Source organism: Achromobacter sp., from assembly GCF_036567245.1.
In the GTDB taxonomy this organism is placed as follows: Bacteria; Pseudomonadota; Gammaproteobacteria; order Burkholderiales; family Burkholderiaceae_B; genus Achromobacter.
The window spans coordinates 1-17,584 of record NZ_DATCUY010000673.1; the positions used below are offsets into that span (position 1 = coordinate 1).

At 64.8% G+C, this 17,584-nt stretch carries 16 protein-coding genes and 1 tRNA gene; 12 read left to right on the plus strand and 5 right to left on the minus strand.

Annotated features, from left to right (window positions below; translation table 11 throughout):
* On the minus strand, positions 1-452 hold a 452-nt coding region (locus VIR09_RS28700; RefSeq protein ID WP_332015959.1), incomplete at its 3' end, for a ProQ/FinO family protein.
* Positions 453-1,275: 823 nt separating this feature from the next.
* Between VIR09_RS28700 and VIR09_RS28705 the strand changes: the two genes are divergently transcribed.
* Complete coding sequence (locus VIR09_RS28705; protein ID WP_332015960.1) at positions 1,276-4,188, plus strand: autotransporter outer membrane beta-barrel domain-containing protein; 2,913 nt, start codon at positions 1,276-1,278, stop codon at positions 4,186-4,188.
* A gap of 173 nt (positions 4,189-4,361) precedes the next feature.
* On the opposite strand, the gene VIR09_RS28710 is transcribed toward VIR09_RS28705, so the two are convergent.
* A complete protein-coding gene (locus tag VIR09_RS28710; protein WP_332015961.1) occupies positions 4,362-4,976 on the minus strand; it encodes a hypothetical protein in 615 nt (204 codons plus the stop codon).
* A gap of 111 nt (positions 4,977-5,087) precedes the next feature.
* Positions 5,088-5,163: transfer RNA gene (locus VIR09_RS28715), tRNA-Gly, on the minus strand.
* Positions 5,164-5,494: 331 nt separating this feature from the next.
* Between VIR09_RS28715 and VIR09_RS28720 the strand changes: the two genes are divergently transcribed.
* The 10 genes from VIR09_RS28720 to VIR09_RS28765 all read left to right on the plus strand — a co-directional run bounded on the left by VIR09_RS28720 (position 5,495) and on the right by VIR09_RS28765 (position 14,105).
* Positions 5,495-6,229 (plus strand): succinate dehydrogenase/fumarate reductase iron-sulfur subunit, encoded by a 735-nt coding sequence (locus tag VIR09_RS28720; protein ID WP_013391836.1) that lies wholly within the window; start codon positions 5,495-5,497, stop codon positions 6,227-6,229.
* A 1-nt stretch (position 6,230) separates the two neighbouring features.
* Entirely contained in the window at positions 6,231-6,566 is a 336-nt protein-coding gene (locus tag VIR09_RS28725; protein ID WP_332015962.1) for a succinate dehydrogenase, read from the plus strand.
* Entirely contained in the window at positions 6,563-6,907 is a 345-nt protein-coding gene (locus VIR09_RS28730) for a succinate dehydrogenase (RefSeq protein ID WP_013391838.1), read from the plus strand. Before VIR09_RS28725 ends, VIR09_RS28730 begins: the two co-directional genes overlap by 4 nt.
* 1 nt (position 6,908) lies before the next feature.
* On the plus strand, positions 6,909-8,648 hold the full coding sequence (locus VIR09_RS28735) for an L-aspartate oxidase (protein WP_332015963.1): 1,740 nt from the start codon (positions 6,909-6,911) through the stop codon (positions 8,646-8,648).
* Positions 8,649-8,661: 13 nt separating this feature from the next.
* Positions 8,662-9,597, plus strand: coding sequence for a fumarate hydratase (locus tag VIR09_RS28740; protein ID WP_332015964.1), 936 nt, complete (start codon positions 8,662-8,664; stop codon positions 9,595-9,597).
* On the plus strand, positions 9,591-10,271 hold the full coding sequence (locus tag VIR09_RS28745) for a fumarate hydratase C-terminal domain-containing protein (protein ID WP_332015965.1): 681 nt from the start codon (positions 9,591-9,593) through the stop codon (positions 10,269-10,271). The genes VIR09_RS28740 and VIR09_RS28745 overlap by 7 nt, the downstream gene beginning before the upstream one ends.
* Positions 10,272-10,322: 51 nt before the next feature.
* Positions 10,323-11,156: an amidohydrolase family protein gene (locus VIR09_RS28750; RefSeq protein WP_332015966.1), complete on the plus strand. Its 834-nt coding sequence runs from the start codon at positions 10,323-10,325 to the stop codon at positions 11,154-11,156.
* A gap of 52 nt (positions 11,157-11,208) precedes the next feature.
* Positions 11,209-12,114: a LysR substrate-binding domain-containing protein gene (locus tag VIR09_RS28755; protein WP_332015967.1), complete on the plus strand. Its 906-nt coding sequence runs from the start codon at positions 11,209-11,211 to the stop codon at positions 12,112-12,114.
* A 172-nt stretch (positions 12,115-12,286) separates the two neighbouring features.
* Positions 12,287-13,288 (plus strand): tripartite tricarboxylate transporter substrate binding protein, encoded by a 1,002-nt coding sequence (locus tag VIR09_RS28760; protein ID WP_332015968.1) that lies wholly within the window; start codon positions 12,287-12,289, stop codon positions 13,286-13,288.
* A gap of 67 nt (positions 13,289-13,355) precedes the next feature.
* The gene (locus tag VIR09_RS28765; RefSeq protein ID WP_332015969.1) at positions 13,356-14,105 is read left to right on the plus strand and encodes a sulfite exporter TauE/SafE family protein; all 750 of its coding nucleotides are present in this window, start codon (positions 13,356-13,358) and stop codon (positions 14,103-14,105) included.
* A 12-nt stretch (positions 14,106-14,117) separates the two neighbouring features.
* Here the strand turns inward: VIR09_RS28765 and VIR09_RS28770 are convergent, their stop codons facing one another.
* Entirely contained in the window at positions 14,118-15,647 is a 1,530-nt protein-coding gene (locus tag VIR09_RS28770) for a CoA-acylating methylmalonate-semialdehyde dehydrogenase (RefSeq protein ID WP_332015970.1), read from the minus strand.
* A gap of 119 nt (positions 15,648-15,766) precedes the next feature.
* Between VIR09_RS28770 and VIR09_RS28775 the strand changes: the two genes are divergently transcribed.
* Positions 15,767-16,732, plus strand: coding sequence for a LysR family transcriptional regulator (locus VIR09_RS28775; protein WP_332015971.1), 966 nt, complete (start codon positions 15,767-15,769; stop codon positions 16,730-16,732).
* On the opposite strand, the gene VIR09_RS28780 is transcribed toward VIR09_RS28775, so the two are convergent.
* Positions 16,729-17,584, minus strand: an 856-nt coding sequence (locus VIR09_RS28780) for a tripartite tricarboxylate transporter substrate binding protein (RefSeq protein WP_332015972.1), incomplete at its 5' end; no start/stop codon positions are given. The genes VIR09_RS28775 and VIR09_RS28780 overlap by 4 nt on opposite strands.

The following is a 17,584-nucleotide window of genomic DNA, read 5'->3' on the forward strand; positions in this document are numbered from 1 at the left end:
CGGCGCGAGGCCTGGCGGCGGGCATAGGCGGCCTGTTCCGCGGTCACCGTGCCCGCGGGCTCGCCTTGCAGGTCGACGCGCGTGGCGTCCGCCACCATGCTGCTCCAGTAGCGGCTGCCCTTGCACCAGGTCGCGATGGCCTGCTTCAGCTGTTCGTCCGTCATGCCCAGCTTTTCCAGATGCTGGGCCGCGTCGGCCAGGATGCCCTGCTTGAGCGGCAGCTTCGGCGCGGGATTCTTGGGGAAGGCCTGCGGGAAGTGCTTCTGCAGGCGCCAGATAGCCTCGACCACCGGGTCGACGGGCTCGCGCTTTTGCTGGGGCCGGGTGGCGGCCCGGGCTTGATCAGGCTCCCGCTTTTTCGTCCGGCCTGCCGCCTTCGGTTGGACCGGCACCGCCTTTTGAGCCTGTGCCCGCAGCTGCTCGCGCAGGTCGGCAAGTTTTTCAAAACCCATTGTTATTTCCAACACCTCAGATTTGTTCAGGCTGAAGGTTACCGCAAGTGCGCGAATGCAGCACTGTCGACAGGGCGTGTGTGTGGCGGCGGCGCCATGGCCGACGTGGATGCCAAGGTGGGCAAACGCTTCCGCGCGAAAGAGACGCCGCCGAGCCTTGCTTGATGCAGTTGACCTGGCTCCGCACTCGCCGTTGAGCTTGCAGGTATTCAATCAAGTGACGAACGATTCGCCGGGCAACGACGTGCTCAAACACGGACGGTTATCCCTCCCGGTGTCACTGCGGAATATCAGGGTGGCGAGTACTGCGTATTACAGAATGGGCGTGAAGCGAATTGGATGCTCATAGGCGGTTTTCAATTTTCCGCAGATTGATGTTGAAGGAAACATTAGATCGTCTGGTTTTCTGATCGCGTTTCGCCCCTCCGCCTTTCTCGATCGCATTGGACATCTTATGCGGGTTGTTTCAAATGATTTCTCTGTATCGGTGGGATTTTCAATCTTTTCAAAGGCTTGGATGGTATCCATTATAGATATTCTACGATTTTTGATGCTATCTATTTTACCTATAAGAAAATATTGGATGGTATCCATTTATTAATAATTGGTATTTGGATGGTATCCAATTTTCAGATTTTAATAATATAGATGGTATCTATGTGTCAATTATCTTGATTGCAAAAAAACGGGTATAAATTGCCTCCTTTTTTCGCGAAAACCTGTTTCGCCTATTTGGATTGTCCGGTTACCTAATAATACTTTTATAGCGATCCGGTAATGCCTTGGGTATCAGATTGATTAATCGACATATGGAGGATTTACGTTGATACATGACACGAAGAAATGGCTGACGGCGACGCTCGCGCTGAGCGCGTCCTACTGCGGTGGCGTCACGGCTGCGGACCTGACGGTGGCGTCGGGCAACACGCAGGTGTTCGACGGCTCGGCCAATTTCCCCGGCGGGGTGGATGTCAACGGCGGCACGCTGGTGATCGGGGGCAACGGCGGCGGCGCGGGCGTCACGCTCGGCGGCAACGTCAATGCGAATTCGAACGGCACCGTCGCCGGCTTTGGCTCGATCAATGGCGATCTCAACGTGTCGGGCGCGCGCGTGGCGCCCGGGTATGAAGTCGGCACGCCGACCGGCGTCTCCAACGGCAACCTGGTCGTCAACGGCAATCTGTCGATGAACAATGCCGTGTTCAATTTCGAAACCGGCTATGCCGGGCTGCCCATTACGCAACCCGGCACCGGCGACAACATCACCGTGCGCGGCAACGCCGCCATCAACAACACCACGCTGAACGTCACGGTCAATACCTTGGGCGTCAATGCCGGCTACTACCGGATCCTGTCGTACGGCGGCACGATGAGCGGCAACGGCATGTCGCTGGGCTCGGTTTCTGGCGATTCCGCGCCTGGCGCGACGATCCAGACGCTGACCGGCGACAAGCAGATCAATCTCATCCTGGGCCCCAGCACCACCAACCTGTGGAACGGCGACGGCGCGGCATCTGCAACCCGCTCGGGCGGCGGCAACGGCACCTGGAGCGCGGCCAGCACGAACTGGAACAGCCCGAGCAACGCCACCGGCGCTCTGCCCGACGGCGGCTATGCGATTTTCACGGGCGCGGCCGGCACGGTGACCGTGGACGGCAGCGCAGGCCCGGTGCGCGTGTCGGGCATCCAGTTCGCCACCGACCGCTACCGCCTGCAAGGCGCTCCCATCACCCTGGTCGGCAGCGGCGGCAATCCGCCGGCGATCGTGGTCGGCGACGGCACCTACGCTTCGGGCCAATTCGTCGACACCATCGACAACCCGCTGCAAGGCACGCAGGGCTTCGTCAAGACCGGCCCGGGATCGGTGATCCTGACCGCCGACAGCAGCGGCCTTACCGGTCCCATCCTGATCGCCGACGGCGCCCTGGAGATCGATGGCAAGCTGAACGGCCCCATGGACATTGGCCGCGAGGTCGTGCTGGCGGGCGTGGGCCAGGTGGGAACCACCAACCTGTACCCCACCGCGGTCATTTCTCCCGGCAACGATGGCACGCCCATGGGCACGCTCACGGTCAACGGCAACCTGACCTTTGGCCAGAACACCATCTACCGCGTGCATGCCGATCCGGCCAGCAGCCTCAGCGACCGCATCCACGTCACGGGCATCGCCTACCTCGACGGCACCGTGGCGCATGTGGGCCCGGATGGCAACTATGCGCCGCGCACGACCTACAACATCCTGACCGCGGACGGCGGCATCCAGGGCCAGTTCACCGGTGCCTCGAGCGGATATGCGTTCCTGACGCCCACGCTCAGCTACGACCCGAAGAACGCGTACATGACCCTGACGCGCAACGATGTGCCGATCGGCAGCATCGGCGGCTCGGGTAACGAGAGCAACGTGGGCGGCGCGCTGGACAAGGAGGAGCCGCCGGCGACGGGCAATGGCTCGTCCTCTAACGGCAACGGCTCCACGTCGACGGGCAACGGCTCGTCTTCGACCGGCAATGGCTCGACGTCGACGGGCAACGGCTCGTCCACGGCCGGCAATGGCGCGACGTCGACTGGCAACGGCTCGTCCACCGCCGGCAATGAATCGCCGTCGACCGGCAGCGGATCTTCCCTGGTCGATAGCGGCGCCGCCGCGGGCAAGAACACCGGCGCCAGCCAGGTTGCGGCGGCGGTGGTCGCCATGACGCCGAACGAAGCGCGTTCGGCCCTGAGGATGCTCTCGGGCGAAGCCTACGCCAGCACCGCCAGCGTGCTGCTGAGTCAGGGTGACACCGTGCGCACGCTGCCGTTGTCGCATTTGCGCGGCAACCTCGACGCGCCGGTGCTTGCCGGACGGCCCACGGCCCAACTGGGCGCGCCGTCGTCCGACGCCATGCCGCAAAGCGGCGCATCGCCGGTCTGGGCGCAAGCGTTCGGCAACTGGAGCAAGTTTGGCAGCGACGGCAACGCGTCCAGCGTGAGCCAATCGTCGGGCGGTCTCTTCGTCGGCGGCGATGGCGCGGTGGGCGGCGGCTGGCGCCTGGGCGGCGCGGTCGGCTACATCGGCAGCCACAACTCGATCGACGACGCGTCTTCGCGCACCAATGTCGACAGCTACACGGCGACCCTGTTCGGCGGACGGAACTTCCAGGCCGGCCCCGGTCATGTCCGCTTCATGGCCGGCGCGGCCTACACCTGGCATGACATCGACGCAAAGCGCGACGTGGCAGCCGGCAGCCTGAACCAGCGCCTCGAGTCGTCCTACCACGCCTCGTCGACGCAGGTGTTCACCGAACTCGGCTATAACCTGCCGCTGGGCGATGCCTATACCATCGAACCCTTTGCGGGCCTGGCATGGAACCAGCTGCGCGCGCGCGGCTTCGAGGAATCGGGTGGCACGGCGGCCCTGCACGGGTCCAGCAATTCAGATGACGTGACCAGCATCACGCTGGGACTGCGCGGCGGCTGGGAGTTCGGCTCCGACCGCGCGCCGGGCCGTCTGACGGCGTCGCTGGGCTGGCGTCATGCCATGGGCGATGTGAAGCCCAAGCAGCAGTTGGCCTTCGAAGGCGGCAGCACGTTCTCGGTGACGGGCGTGCCGATCGCGCGCGACGCCGCGGTGCTGGGCCTGGGCGCTGAAATGGCCATTACGCGCAACACGACGGCCGGCATTGCGTACGACGCGCAGTTCGGCGGCGGCAACCGCCAGCAGTCGGGCGTGCTCAAGCTGGCCGTGCGCTTCTGATCCGACGCAGCAAGGCACAACAGGCATCGCGATTGCGGCGCCCGTTGTGCCTGTGCGGGGTTGGAATCCAGGCCAAATGAAAAAGGGGCGAATCGAGAGATTCGCCCCTTTTTCAAGGACTTGCTTAAGAATGCGCGCTGAGCTGGGCCAGAGCGGACGAGACGCAGTTGGTCCTAGTGCTTATCGGCCCCTTGCCATCGCAGATAAGCCGAGCGCGTAACAGCAGACACTGAATCCAGGACTTTCCGGTGGTCGACCTGATGCCGCAGCATCAGCCGTGCATCGGCCACGGCGCGGGATTTGCAGAACCAATGGCAACTGTGCTGCAGCAGATACAACTCCGCCGAGAGGTGGTACGCGCGTTCTCTTGCGTCCCAGTGGCTCTCGTTGTCCACGACATGGCGCAAGCCGGATGCATGGATGTGCAGCAGTTCACGAAAATCCCGTGTCATTGCAGGAAGAAAGCGCTCGATGAATGGCACGCAGAACGAGAGCGTGCTCACGCGGGTAGTCTGTGGACTTTCCTTTTGCATGGCGTCGGCCAGCGACCGCACCTGTGCCGCCACGGCGCGTTCGGTCTGAGCGAAGGTTTCCAGCACCTGTAGCTGACGTGTTTCGGCGTCTTCGCGGATGGCGCGGGTGTAGCCTTGCGTCAGTGTTTCCATGTGGCGCTCAAGCTGCAAACCGCCCAGATGACGTCCTAGCAACGCAATGCGGGCGCGCTGATAGCGCACGCGCAGCACCTGCCATGCCGCGATAAGCACCAGCAGGATCAATGCAATATCCATTGCCCGTGTTCCTTCATTTCCCAAGCGGCGCATACCGGAATGAAAAAAGGGCCCGAAGGCCCTTTTTCAAGGATTTCCAGAACTCCGCGAAGGAGGTTGAAAATCAAAATTTGGAGCGGGAGACGAGTCTCGAACTCGCGACCTCAACCTTGGCAAGGTTGCGCTCTACCAACTGAGCTACTCCCGCATTTGCTTGTCTTGCGCCGTCCGCGATCGTTGCGATCTGGGGCTGTGCCGGCAAGCGAGGGCGCAGTATACCCAATTTTTCAAAAGATGCTTTTTGGGGCGATTGAGCACTGCCGATCTGCATCGGTTCCTGCTCGGCAGCGGTCCTGTTGCGTCCAGTGATCGCCATCCATTGAAGATGCCGCGGCGCGGCAGTCGCCCGATCGTAGGGCGCACCCTCTGAACGGGTCGAAAATAACTTCAAAAAATATCAACCAAATCCATATTGCTTCACTCATACGCGAGATTCAGAATTCTGTTCATGGACGCAAAGTGTCGTCCGAGGGCGGAAAATGGATACCAAGAACTCCACGAATCAGCGACAACTCACGGTCCGCATCTCGCGGGGAACCGAAGACGGAAGCTATTCCACTTACTCGGTCCCGTGGCGGGAGAACCAGACTGTGCTGGATGTGGTGACCGAAGTGCAGCGCACGCAGGAGCCGAACCTCTCGTACCGCTACGCCTGCCGCGTCGGCGTCTGTGGGTCCTGTGCCATGACGGTCAATGGCAAGCCCCGCTGGACCTGCCGGACCCACGTCAGCCGGGTCGAAGAGGGCGGCGTGATCGTGATCGAACCCTTGCGCAACATGCCGCGCATCAAGGATCTCGTCGTCGACATGAGCGAGTTCTTCCAGAAGTGGGCGCGCGCCGGCAATACCTTCGTCGGCACGGCCACGCGCAATGATCCGCCGGCGCTGGTGTCGCCGCAGAGCAAGAAACGCAAGCAGGCCGACGCCGCCATCGAGTGCATCAATTGCGGCGTGTGCTACGCGGCCTGTGACGTGGTGTCCTGGGACAAGGACTACCTGGGCCCGGCCGCCCTGAACCGGGCGTGGACGCTGTTCAATGACGAACGCCACGCCGACCCCAAGGACGTGCTGCGCAAGGCCACCTCCGGCAGCGGCTGCAACTCCTGTCATACCCAGGGCAGCTGCATGAAGCACTGTCCGGTCAGCCTCAGCCCCACCGGCAGCATCGCGGGGTTGAAGCGCAGCGCCATCTTCAGCCTGCTCAAGGGGGGCTGACATGGAAGCTCGTCTGTTCGCGCTCCAGCGCCTGACGGCGATGGTGATGGCGCCGTTTGTCCTGGTGCACGTGGGGCTGGTCATCTATGCCGTGCGCGGCGGCCTGACCGCGGGCGAGATCCTTTCGCGCACGCAGGGCAACTGGTTCTGGATCCTCTTCTACGGCCTGTTCGTGTTGAGCGTGTCGGTTCACGTGCCGATCGGCCTGCGCAACATCCTGATCGAATGGCTGCGGCTGGGCCGCGGCGCGGCGTCCGCGGTCGGGCTGGCGTTCGGTTTGGGGCTGCTCATCCTGGGCGTGCGCGCCGTCGCGGCCGTGGGAGGGCTGATGCAATGAGATCCGCGCGCAACCATCAGGCGTACTGGGCCTTTCTCGGGCATCGCCTCTCCGGCCTGGCGCTGGCCCTGTTCCTGCCGGCCCACTTTTACGTGCTGGCGATGGCGCTGGACCAGGCGCGGCTGGACGGATTCCTGAAGCTTGCCGACATGCCGGCGATGAAGTTCGGCGAATGGGGGCTGGTGCTGCTGCTGACCTTGCACATGTTCTTCGGGCTGCGCCTGCTCGCGCTGGAGCTGTTGCCCTGGAAGTCGCCGCGGGATGCGCGCGTCGCCTGGATAGGGTGGGGCTTTGCGGTCTCCATGGCGACGGGCCTGGTTTTCATCGCGGGAGTGATCTGAGATGCGGATCGAGAACTACAAGACGGACATCCTGGTGCTGGGCACCGGCGGCGCGGGCCTGTTCGCGGCGCTGCATGCCAAGAAGGCGAATCCATCGCTGCAGGTCACGGTGACCGTGAAGGGCCTGTTGGGAAAATGCGGCTGTACCCGCATGGTCCAGGGCGGCTACAACGTCGCGCTGGCCGCGGGCGATTCGGTGGAGCGTCACTTCATGGACACCATCGAGGGCGGCAAATGGCTGCCGCGCCAGGACCTGGCGTGGCGCCTGGTCGAAGGCGCGGTCGAACGGGTGCGCGAGCTGGAAAACGAGATCGGCTGTTTCTTCGACCGCAATCCCGATGGCACGCTGCATTCCAAGGCGTTTGCCGGCCAGAGCTTCGACCGCACCGTGCACAAGGCCGACCTGACGGGCATCGAGATCATCAACCGCCTGATGGAGCAGGTGCGCGCGCTGGACGTGGATGAACTGGAAGAGCATCGCGCCATCGAGCTGATTCCGGCTGCCGATGGTTCCGGCATTTCGGGCGTGCTGTTCATCGACATGCGGACGGGCGCCTATCGGTTCATCCAGGCCAAGGCCGTGCTGCTGGCCACCGGGGCCGGGCCGACGATGTACCGCTATCACACGCCCTCCGGCGACAAGACCTGTGACGGATTGGCCATGGCCCTGCGCTACGGCTTGAAGTTGCGGGACATGGAAATGGTGCAATTCCATCCCACCGGCCTGTTGGGCGGGCCCGATACCCGCATGACGGGCACGGTGCTGGAGGAAGGGCTGCGCGGGGCGGGCGGCTATCTGCTCAACGGCGACGGCGAGCGCTTCATGGCCAATTACGACAAGCGCGGCGAACGGGCCACGCGCGACGTGGTCAGCCGAGGCATCTACGCGGAAATGCGCGCCGGACGCACGGGCCCGATGGGCGGGGTCTACATCCAGATGAGCCATCTGGGCCCGGACAAGGTGGCCAAGACCTTTCCCGGCATGGTCAACCGCTGCAAGGATTGCGGCTTCGACCTGGCGGGCGGCAAGGTGGAAGTGGTGCCGACTGCCCACTACCTGATGGGCGGCGTCGAATTCAACGTGGACGGCTCGACGGCTTCGCCGGGGCTGTACGCGGCCGGCGAGGACTGCGGCGGCGTGCACGGCGCCAATCGCCTGGGGGGAAACGGCGTGGCCAATTCCACGGTGTTCGGCGGCATCGCAGGCGACGCGATGGCGGCCTATGTCGCCAAGTCCGGCCAGTGGCGCGAGCCGGACCCGCGCATCATCGCGCGTGGCATCGAACGCGCCGAGTTTCCGTTTTCGCGGCCCGCCGGGCGCATCCACGAGTTGCGCGACGCGCTTTCGCAAACCATGTGGGACGACGTCGGCGTGTTGCGCCGCCGCGAGGCGATGGAGCATGGCCTGGACGCCATCGCCGGCCACCGCGCCGCCTTGCGCGACATCGGCGTGGCGGACGGCGACCGCCGCTACAACCTCACCTGGCACGACTGGCTCAACATGGAAAGCCTGGTCGACATTTCCAAGGTCATCACGGTCTCGGCGCTGGCGCGCGAGAACAGCCGCGGCGCGCATTACCGCGAGGACTTTCCCGAAGCCGGAGATCTGCACACCAGCCGCTACACGCGCGTGAGCGCGCAGGACGGCGAAGTGGCTCTGGAAATGGTTCCGGTTTCCTTCGACATCGTAAAACCCGGCGAATCGCTCATCGAGGGCGAGGCGGGCATTCCCCAGAGCTGAGGCACATCCCACCATGAGCATCCCCGTACAGAAAGTTGAAGAGGCGGCGCTGGAGATCATGCGCCGCGCGGCCATCGAGATTCCGGCCGACTACAAGCAAGGCATCCAGGAACTGCAGAAGAAGGAAACCGGCAAGCTGCCGCGCTTCGTCATCCACGCCATGGTGGACAACTGGGAGGCTGCCGACCAGGACCGGAGGCCCATGTGCGCCGACACCGGCTTGCCGCGCTACTACGTCAAGGTGGGCAACAACGCGTCGGTCGACAGCGGCTTCGTCGCCGTGGAGCGCGCGCTGCGCCATGCCACGGCCGAAGCCACGGTCAGCATTCCGCTGCGGCCCAACCGCGTGCATCCGCTCTGGCGCACCGACCATAACAACAACGTCGGCATCAATGCGCCCGAGATCGAATGGTCGTTCGAGCCCGATACCGACTGGATCGAAATCACCACCGTGCACAAGGGCGGCTTGTTCGGCACCGACTACCGCATGCTGTTTCCCGGCGATGGCATAGACGGCATCAAGCGCTTCGTGCTGGACACGTTGATCGCCTTCGGCAAGCGCGGGCTGGCCTGTCAGCCGGCCATCGTCGGCATCGGGCTGGGCGGCTCCAAGGACACCTGCATGCAGCTGGGCAAGCAGGCCGCCTGTCTGCGCACGGTAGGGGACCGCAACCCGGACCCCAAGGTGGCGGAACTGGAGCTGGAACTGATGCAGCTGGGAAATTCCATCGGCATGGGCGCCATGGGGTTCGTGGGCTCCGGCATGGTGGTCGACTGCCATATCGAGTGCGGCTACACCCATACCGGCGGCATGCCCATCAGCCTGCATACCTTCTGCCTGTCTTCGCGCCGCGCCACCGCGCGGATCCATGCCAACGGGAAGATCGAGTACCGCACCGATCCCCAGTGGTTCACGCCCTACCTGCGCCGGGAGACGGTCGAATGGTAAGCAACGACGACGACATCAAGGTCTTTCATCTGGACCTGCCCGCCAAGCGGGAGGACATCGCCAGGCTCGAACTCGGCGCAGCCGTGTATCTGAACGGCGTGGTCTACACGGCCCGCGAAGGCGTCTACAAGAAGGTGCTGGACCAGGGCCTGCCGCTGCCGGTGGACCTGCGCTCCCTCAGCAACGTCAACTTCCATTGCTCGCCGGCCGCGGCGCCGGACGGCCACGGCGGCTACAACGTGGGCGCCGTCACCGCCACCGCCTCGTTCCGCTTCTCCAAGTGGATACCCCGCTGGCTGGAGGAGACCGGCTGCCGCATCCTGATCGGCAAGGGCGGCATGCCCGCGGACGACTACAAGCAGGTGCTGGCGCCGGGCGGCGCGATCTACCTGACCACCGTGGGCTATGGCACGGGCGCCTTGCTGGGCCGCGGCATCAAGCGGGTGCGCGAAGTGCATTGGCTGGATGAACTGGGCATCGCGCAGGCGATGTGGCTGTTCGAGGTCGAGAACTTCGGGCCCTTCATCGTCGAGAGCGACCTTGACGGAAACTCGCTCTTTGCGCAACACGCCGAAGTCATCAACGCGGGTATCGAGAAGCTCTATGCCGGCTTGAAGCCGCCTGCTTTGCACCGCTATGGCGAGACGGACGACCGCAAGGATGAAGTGATGTAGGCGTGGCGGCGCACCAGCCCCGGCAACTGTGTACCTGACAGGGATACTCTGATGATCATCGACTTTAGGCTACGGCCGCCTGTGGGCGGCTTCCTCGACACGCTGATGTACTCGGCGGGAGAACGCCGCGACGGTTTTACCCGGACGGTAGGCTTCGAGCCCTCGGCTGCCGCGCAGCAGCAGTCGATGGCGCTGTTGCTCAAGGAGATGGACGCGGCGCGGATAGACCGCGGCGTGGTCGTGGGACGCCTGGCAGGCGTGCTGGGCAGCGTGTCCAACGAAGATGTGCGCGGCATCGTGGCCGAACACCCGGGCCGCTTCATCGGCGCTGCGTCCATAGACCCCACCGACAGGCGGCGCGCATGCCAGACCATCAGCCAGGCGGTCGAGGACGGCTTCAAGCTGATCAATATCGAACCCGGCTCCTACCCGGTGCCGATGTACGCCGACGACAGGCGCCTCTATCCGATCTATGGCCACTGCGAGGACCTCGGCGTTCCGGTAATCATGATGGTCGGAGGCACGGCGGGCCCGGACCTGAGCTACTCGGACCCGATACGGACCGACCGGGTGCTGGCGGATTTCCCCGCCCTGAATGTCGTGGTCGCGCATGGCGGGTGGCCCTGGGTCAACGAGATCCTGCATTTGGCCTTCCGGCGGCAAAACCTGTGGCTGTCGCCAGATATGTATTTTTCCCGCATGCCGGGTTGGGAGGAATATGTGAAGGCTGCCGACGGCTTTCTCTCGGACAGGATGCTCTACGCCAGTTCATTCCCGTTCTGTCCCGTGCAGGGGTACAAAGAATGGTTCGAGACCTTGCCGATCCGGGAAGATAATCTCAGGAAAGTCATGGGAGGCAATGCGCGGCGGCTGCTAGGCATCTGACGGGGCCACTCCTCCTTTCCATAAAGCTCGCCTACACCAGGAACCCCCTTGCATGGACATCCGGACGCTCTACACGCTGATCGCGATTGCAGACCACGGCAGCTTCGCCGAGGCCGGCAATACCATCGGCCTGTCGCTGTCGGCAGTGAGCATGCAGGTCCGCGCGCTCGAGGACGAGCTCGGCATCGCGATCTTCGATCGCAGCCGCCGTCCGCCGATACTCACGGACACGGGCCTGGCGCTGGTGCACCGGGCGCGGGATCTGATCGCCCACTGGGAGAGCATGAGCGCCGCGCTGAAGAAAGGCACCTCCTCGGGGCTGCTCAGGCTGGGCAGCGTCCATACCTGTGTGTCGGGGGTGCTGCCGCTGGCGCTGCGCCACTTGCAGAAGCAAGGGCATGGCCTGGAAGTCCACGTCACCACCGGGCTCACGCACGACCTGGAGCGCGCCATCTACCACCGCCAGCTGGACGTGGCGATCGTGACCGAACCGGATGCGCCGCGCTCGGGTCTGGATTTCCTGCCGTTCGTGGAGGAACAGCTGGTTGTCATCGCGCACCGGTCGGTAAAGGGCGCCAGCGACCAGGAGATCCTGGAGCAGACTCCTTATGTCCGCTTCAACCGCTCGGCACGCGTCGGGCACCTGGTACAGGAAGAGATGGTGCGCAGGCGCATCACGGTGCGATCGGCCATGGAGATCGATAACCTGGAGGGCGTGATCGCCATGGTGGCCAATGGCCTGGGCGCATCGGTGGTGCCGGCCTGCCGCGGCAGAAACGAGTTTCCGCCGGGCATCCGCGTCATTCCGTTCGGCTCGCCTACGGTCACGCGCCGGCTGGGCATCCTGGCGCCGAAGGAGAACCCGCGAGCCCATCTTACGCAGTTGTTGCTCGATGCATTGAAGTCAGTCTGCGCCGGCCAGCGCGACACCACGGAGCAGGCCGGCGCTGGCCAGTAGTCCTTAGTCCCGTAGTCCCGTAGTTCAGCAGCCTGGTAGTCCGCAGAAAAACCCCGCAACGCCCCGAAAAAATCGAGCCTATCGGCCCGAGGGTCAGTTGCTGCCTGGCGAATCGTCAGTCGGCCGCAAGCCGGCAGGCTTCGCCGTCCCGCGAACTGAAGGAGACAAACCCATGAAAGACGAAATTCAACCCAATAATGCCCGCCGCCGCATCGTCAAGACGCTGGGCTGTGGCCTGGCGCTTACGCCGTTTCTAGCCTTGCCGGCGCGAGCCGACTGGCCATCGGACAAGGTCATACGCATGGTCGTGCCGTTTTCAGCGGGCGGCGCCACCGACCTGCTGGGCCGCGCGTTGGCGGCCGAACTGGGCAAGGGCCTGAAGCAGAGCGTGATCGTCGAGAACCGCGCGGGCGCCGGCGGCAGCGTGGGCGCGCAGGCCGTCGCCAGCGCGCCGGCGGACGGCTATACGCTGTTGCTCGCGTCGGGCAGCATGTTCACGGTCAACCAATTCATCTACAGCAAGCTGCCGTATTCGCTGGCTGACTTCAGCCCCATCGGCAAGGTCGCCAACGGACCCATGGTGCTCACGGTGAACGCCAACTTGCCCGTCAAGAATACGCGGGAGCTGATCGAATACGCCCGCGCCAGGCCGGGCAAGCTCAGCTTTTCGTCCGCGGGGGTGGGCAGCCAGACGCATATGGCGGGGGAAGCCTTCAGCGACGCGGCCGGGATCGAGCTCATGCACGTCCCATACAAAGGCGAAGGCCCGGCCTACACGGATCTGATGGCGGGCGTGATCGAAGTGGCCGTGGGCAACATCAATGCCATCGTGCCCCTGCTCAAGGGCGGGCGTCTGCGGGCGCTTTCGGTGACCGGCAAGGAGCGCTCGGCGCTGCTGCCGGACGTGCCCACCACGGCGGAGGACGGCGTGCCGGGTTTCGAGTTCACCGGCTGGTTCGCGCTGCTGGCGCCGGCAGGCACGCCGCAGGCGTCCGTCGACCGGCTGCTGGCCGATGCCAGGACGGCGGTCGAACAGCCAAACATGCAGCGCTATCTGGCGGACCAGGGCATGTCCGCGACCATCGTGCCGCCCGCTCAGCTCAGGGACGAGATTGCCAGGGAGTCGGCCAAGTGGAAGGCGCTGGTGGAAAAAAAGAAGATCACCGCGAGTTGAGGTTACGTTCCGGGCCTGTGGCGCTCACAGGCCTGCCCCTATCTTTCATGCTCACTTCGCACGCATCATGCCGCCCGATTCCCTTGTTGTCGCCGCTCCCGTTGTCCTAGTCGCCTACGTCGTCTTCGGGATGACGGGATTCGGCGCGGCCATGGTGGCCGTGCCGGTCCTGGTCCAGTTCATGCCCTTGCAATTCGCCGTCCCGCTGGTGGTGCTGTTCGATCTGGCCTGTACCGCGCTGGTGGGCGGCAGCAACTGGCGGCGCGTGTCCCTGGTAGAGCTCAAGCGGCTGTTTCCATGGCTGTTGCTCGGAATAGGCTTGGGTGTCACGCTGCTGCACAACGCTGGCGCCCGCTGGCCCTTGATACTGCTGGGCAGCTTCGTACTGGCGGTATGCATCAAGGGCCTGCGCGGCGCGCGGGCGAAGACGGCGGCTCCGTTGAACACTTTTTGGGCACTGCCGTTCGGCGTCTTCGGCGGCATCTTCAGCGCGCTGTTCGGGACCGGGGGGCCGATCTACACCATCTATCTGTCGCGCCGGCTGGACGCGCTGGATCAGTTCCGCGCCACGATCTCGGTGGTCATCCTGGCGAGCGGGCTTATCCGGGCGGCGGCCTTCGGCGCCGCCGGACTGTACGCGCAGCCGGAAATCCTGTCCGCCGCCGCCGTGCTGCTGCCGGTGGCGCTGATCGGCCTGTATGGCGGTTCCCGCCTCAGGACCCGGGTGTCCCCGGAACTGCTGAAGCGGGCCATCTTCCTCTTGCTCGCGATAGCTGGCGCGGGCGCCATCTATCGCGGCTGGGTCTCGCCTGCGTGAGGCGGTCGCCTGTTACTTGGCCGTCGGCATGGCGAACTCGGCGCCCTTGTCGATGCTCTCGGGCCAGCGCTGCATGATGGACTTCTGCCGGGTGTAGAAGCGCACGCCTTCCTCGCCATAGGCATGCATGTCGCCGAACAGGCTGCGCTTCCAGCCGCCGAAGCCATGCCAGGCCATGGGCACCGGAATCGGCACGTTGATGCCCACCATGCCCACCTCGATACGCCGGCCGAATTCGCGCGCCACGTTGCCGTCACGGGTGAAGCAGGCCACGCCGTTGCCGAATTCGTGGGCGTTGATAAGGTCCACTGCCTCTTTCAGGTCGTTCACGCGCACGCAGCCCAGCACCGGGCCGAAGATTTCTTCCTTGTAGATGCGCATGTCGGGCGTGACGTGGTCGAACAGCGTGCCGCCCATCCAGAAGCCGTCGCCGCAGCCTGCGCCCGCCTGCGAGCCCTGGAAGCCGCGGCCGTCCACCAGCAGCTGTGCGCCTTCCTGCACGCCAAGGTCGATGTAGCCGCTGATGCGGTCGTGAGCGGCCCGGGTCACGATGGGACCCATCTCGGCCGCCGGGTTTTCGCCGTCCAGCACCTTCAGCGTCCTGGTGCGCTCGATCAGCAGGGGCAGCAGCCGGTCGGCCACGTCGCCCACCAGCACCGCCACGCTGATCGCCATGCAACGCTCGCCGGCCGAGCCGTAGCCGGCGCCGATCAGCGCATCGACCGCCTGGTCGATGTCGGCGTCCGGCATCACGACCATATGGTTCTTGGCGCCGCCCAGGGCCTGCACGCGCTTGCCATGGTGGGCGCCAGTCTCGTAGATGTAGTTGGCGATGGGCGTGGAGCCGACGAAGCTGATGGCCTTCACGTCCGGGTGTTCCAGCAGCGCATCCACCGCCACCTTGTCGCCCTGCACCACGTTGAACACCCCATCCGGCAGGCCGGCCTCGCTCAGCAGCTCGGCGATGCGCAGGGAGGCGCTGGGATCGGTGGGGCTGGGCTTGAGCACGAAGGTATTGCCCGCCGCGATGGCCACGGGGAACATCCACATGGGCACCATCACCGGAAAGTTGAACGGCGTGATCCCCGCCACCACGCCCAGCGGCTGGCGCAGCGTCCAGTTGTCGATGCCGGTGGAGACCTGCTCGGTGTGGGCGCCCTTCAGGAGCTGGGGGACGCCGCAGGCGAACTCGACGATGTCGATGCCGCGCGTGACTTCGCCTTGCGCATCGCTGAAAACCTTGCCATGCTCGGCAGTAATCAGGTGGGCCAGTTCGTCGCGGTGCTTGTTCATCAGTTCAAGAAACCTGAACAGCACGCGCGCCCGGCGGATGGGAGGGGTGTCCGCCCATTTTGGAAATGCCGCGCGAGCACTGGCCACGGCGCGGTTCACCTCGTCTGGCGTGGCCAGGGCCACCTGCTTGGCAACGGCGCCCGTGGCGGGGTTGTAGACGGGCTGGCGGCTGCCGGTCCCCTCGACAAGGCTGCCGCCAATGTAGTGGCCGGCATCGCGGGACTGGGCGCTGGCATTGCTTGCGTTCATGGTTGGCTCCTGGGTTCAGGCATGGTGTTCTGGAGCTGGCACTGTCGCGCATTGGCGTCCCGCCGTCGAGACCAGAGGGCTGGAATCAGTGTTTGATGTTTTGAACAATGGAGCAGGGCATGACGAAAACCAGGCGCCTGGAAGATTTGTGGTCGCATATCCATTGCCTTGGGGTGTTGGCCGATACCGGCAGCTACACGGCGGCCGCCCGGCGCCTGCAGATCAGCAAGGCTTCGGTGAGCCAGCGCATCGTGGAACTGGAGCAGGCGGCTGGCATACCCCTGGTGCGCCGCACCACCCGTAGCGTCGGCCTGACCGAGGCAGGGCAGAGCCTGGTCGACCAGACCGCGGCGGCTTTCCTGCGCATCGAGGAGGGCTTCTCGGCTGTGCGGGATCTGTCCGAGGGGCCGCGCGGCGTGCTGTCCGTGACCGCGCCCGTGGCCCTGGGGCGCCAGGTCATTGCGCCGCTGATCCCGGGATTCCTGAAGCGCTTTCCCGATGTGCGGATCCAGCTGGAACTCAGCGACCATCTGGCGTCCCTGGCGACCGAAGGCTTCGACCTGGCGATCCGGCATGTGGCCGGCGTGCCGGACACGCATGTTGCCTCGGTCATCTGCGAGACGCATTCCGTGCTGGTTGCCACCCCGGAATACCTGGCGCAGCACGGCACGCCGAAGACGCCCATGGACCTGGCGGCCCACAACTGCCTGCACTATCTGCGGCGCAGCGGCAGCGCCACCTGGTCGTTCGAGTCGCGCGACGGCGACAAGCGCGCGGCGGTGCCGGTGCGCGGAAGCTTCACGGCGAACAACAGCGAAGTGCTGAGGGAAGCGGCGGCCGGGTCCCTGGGGATAGCGCTGCTGCCGGATTTCAGCGCCAACCAGGCCTTGCGCAGCGGGGTCCTGGTAGAGGTCCTGCGCGGTTGGCGGGTCGTGGGCGACTACGCGGAGCGGCTGTATGCGGTCAGGCCCTACACGCCGCGCGTCCCCCTGACCGTGTCCTCGTTCGTCGGTTACTTGCGCGAGGCGATTCCGGCGTCCTCGGGACTGGGCGGGCCGCGCGGCGTCGAGGATGGGGCTCCCTAGTTGACCTGCAGCCCGGCCTTGGCCACCAGATCGGCATAGATCGCGGCGCCCTGGTTGACGTACTTTTCCGTCTCGGCGGGCGACAGGACGTGGGGGATGCCGCCGAAGTTGGCGTTGCCGGCGATCCATTTCGGATCCTGTGAGATCTGCTTGAGCACCGCAGCCCATTTGGCCACGGCCTCGGGACTCATGTCCGGCGGCCCGAACAGTCCGCTCCAGCCTATGACCGCTTCGAGCTGAGGCAGCCCCAGTTCGCGGGCGGTCGGTATGTCGGGGAACTGCGCCAGGCGCTCCGGCGTGGTCGTCAACAAGGCGCGCAACTTGCCGCCCGCGAGAATGCCCGTCATCGAACTGAGGTTATTGCAGGCGAAATCGACCTCCTTGCTGAGGACGGCGAGAGCAACCTCGTTGCCGCCCTTGTACGGAACGCTGACCACGGCCTCCGGCTTCAACCCAAGGTTGCTGAGCAATAGCTGGGGAGCAAGGTTCTGCACCGTCGCCGGGCCGGAATGGCTGTAGTTGAGCTTGCCGGGGTTGGCCTTCAAGGCCCGGGCCAGATCGCCGACGGTCTTGTAGGGACTGTCGGGATGCACGACACAGACCACGGGGTTCAGTTCCAGCAATCCGATGAACGTGAAGTCCTTCGAGGTGTAGGGCGTCGTCTTGGGCTGCAGCGCGGGCAGCAAGACTTGGGAACCTATCCGGCCTACCAGCAGCGTATAGCCGTCGGGCGCCGCATTTTTCACGGCGGCGGAGCCGATCGCGCCGTTCGCTCCGGCCTTGTTGATCACGACCACGGGTTGTCCAAGCACGCCCTGCGCGGCGGCGGACAGATTGCGACCCGCCATGTCG

Excerpts from the sequence above, each read along its gene's own strand:
- VIR09_RS28740 (WP_332015964.1), top strand. The coding sequence starts at position 8,662 with ATGAGCATCCCCGTACAGAAAGTTGAAGAGGCGGCGCTGGAGATCATG.
- VIR09_RS28750 (WP_332015966.1), top strand. The coding sequence starts at position 10,323 with ATGATCATCGACTTTAGGCTACGGCCGCCTGTGGGCGGCTTCCTCGAC.
- VIR09_RS28745 (WP_332015965.1), top strand. The coding sequence starts at position 9,591 with ATGGTAAGCAACGACGACGACATCAAGGTCTTTCATCTGGACCTGCCC.
- VIR09_RS28720 (WP_013391836.1), top strand. The coding sequence starts at position 5,495 with ATGGATACCAAGAACTCCACGAATCAGCGACAACTCACGGTCCGCATC.
- VIR09_RS28755 (WP_332015967.1), top strand. The coding sequence starts at position 11,209 with ATGGACATCCGGACGCTCTACACGCTGATCGCGATTGCAGACCACGGC.
- VIR09_RS28730 (WP_013391838.1), top strand. The coding sequence starts at position 6,563 with ATGAGATCCGCGCGCAACCATCAGGCGTACTGGGCCTTTCTCGGGCAT.
- VIR09_RS28765 (WP_332015969.1), top strand. The coding sequence starts at position 13,356 with ATGCCGCCCGATTCCCTTGTTGTCGCCGCTCCCGTTGTCCTAGTCGCC.
- VIR09_RS28770 (WP_332015970.1), bottom strand. The coding sequence starts at position 15,647 with ATGAACGCAAGCAATGCCAGCGCCCAGTCCCGCGATGCCGGCCACTAC.
- VIR09_RS28760 (WP_332015968.1), top strand. The coding sequence starts at position 12,287 with ATGAAAGACGAAATTCAACCCAATAATGCCCGCCGCCGCATCGTCAAG.
- VIR09_RS28775 (WP_332015971.1), top strand. The coding sequence starts at position 15,767 with ATGACGAAAACCAGGCGCCTGGAAGATTTGTGGTCGCATATCCATTGC.
- VIR09_RS28725 (WP_332015962.1), top strand. The coding sequence starts at position 6,231 with ATGGAAGCTCGTCTGTTCGCGCTCCAGCGCCTGACGGCGATGGTGATG.
- VIR09_RS28710 (WP_332015961.1), bottom strand. The coding sequence starts at position 4,976 with ATGGATATTGCATTGATCCTGCTGGTGCTTATCGCGGCATGGCAGGTG.
- VIR09_RS28735 (WP_332015963.1), top strand. The coding sequence starts at position 6,909 with ATGCGGATCGAGAACTACAAGACGGACATCCTGGTGCTGGGCACCGGC.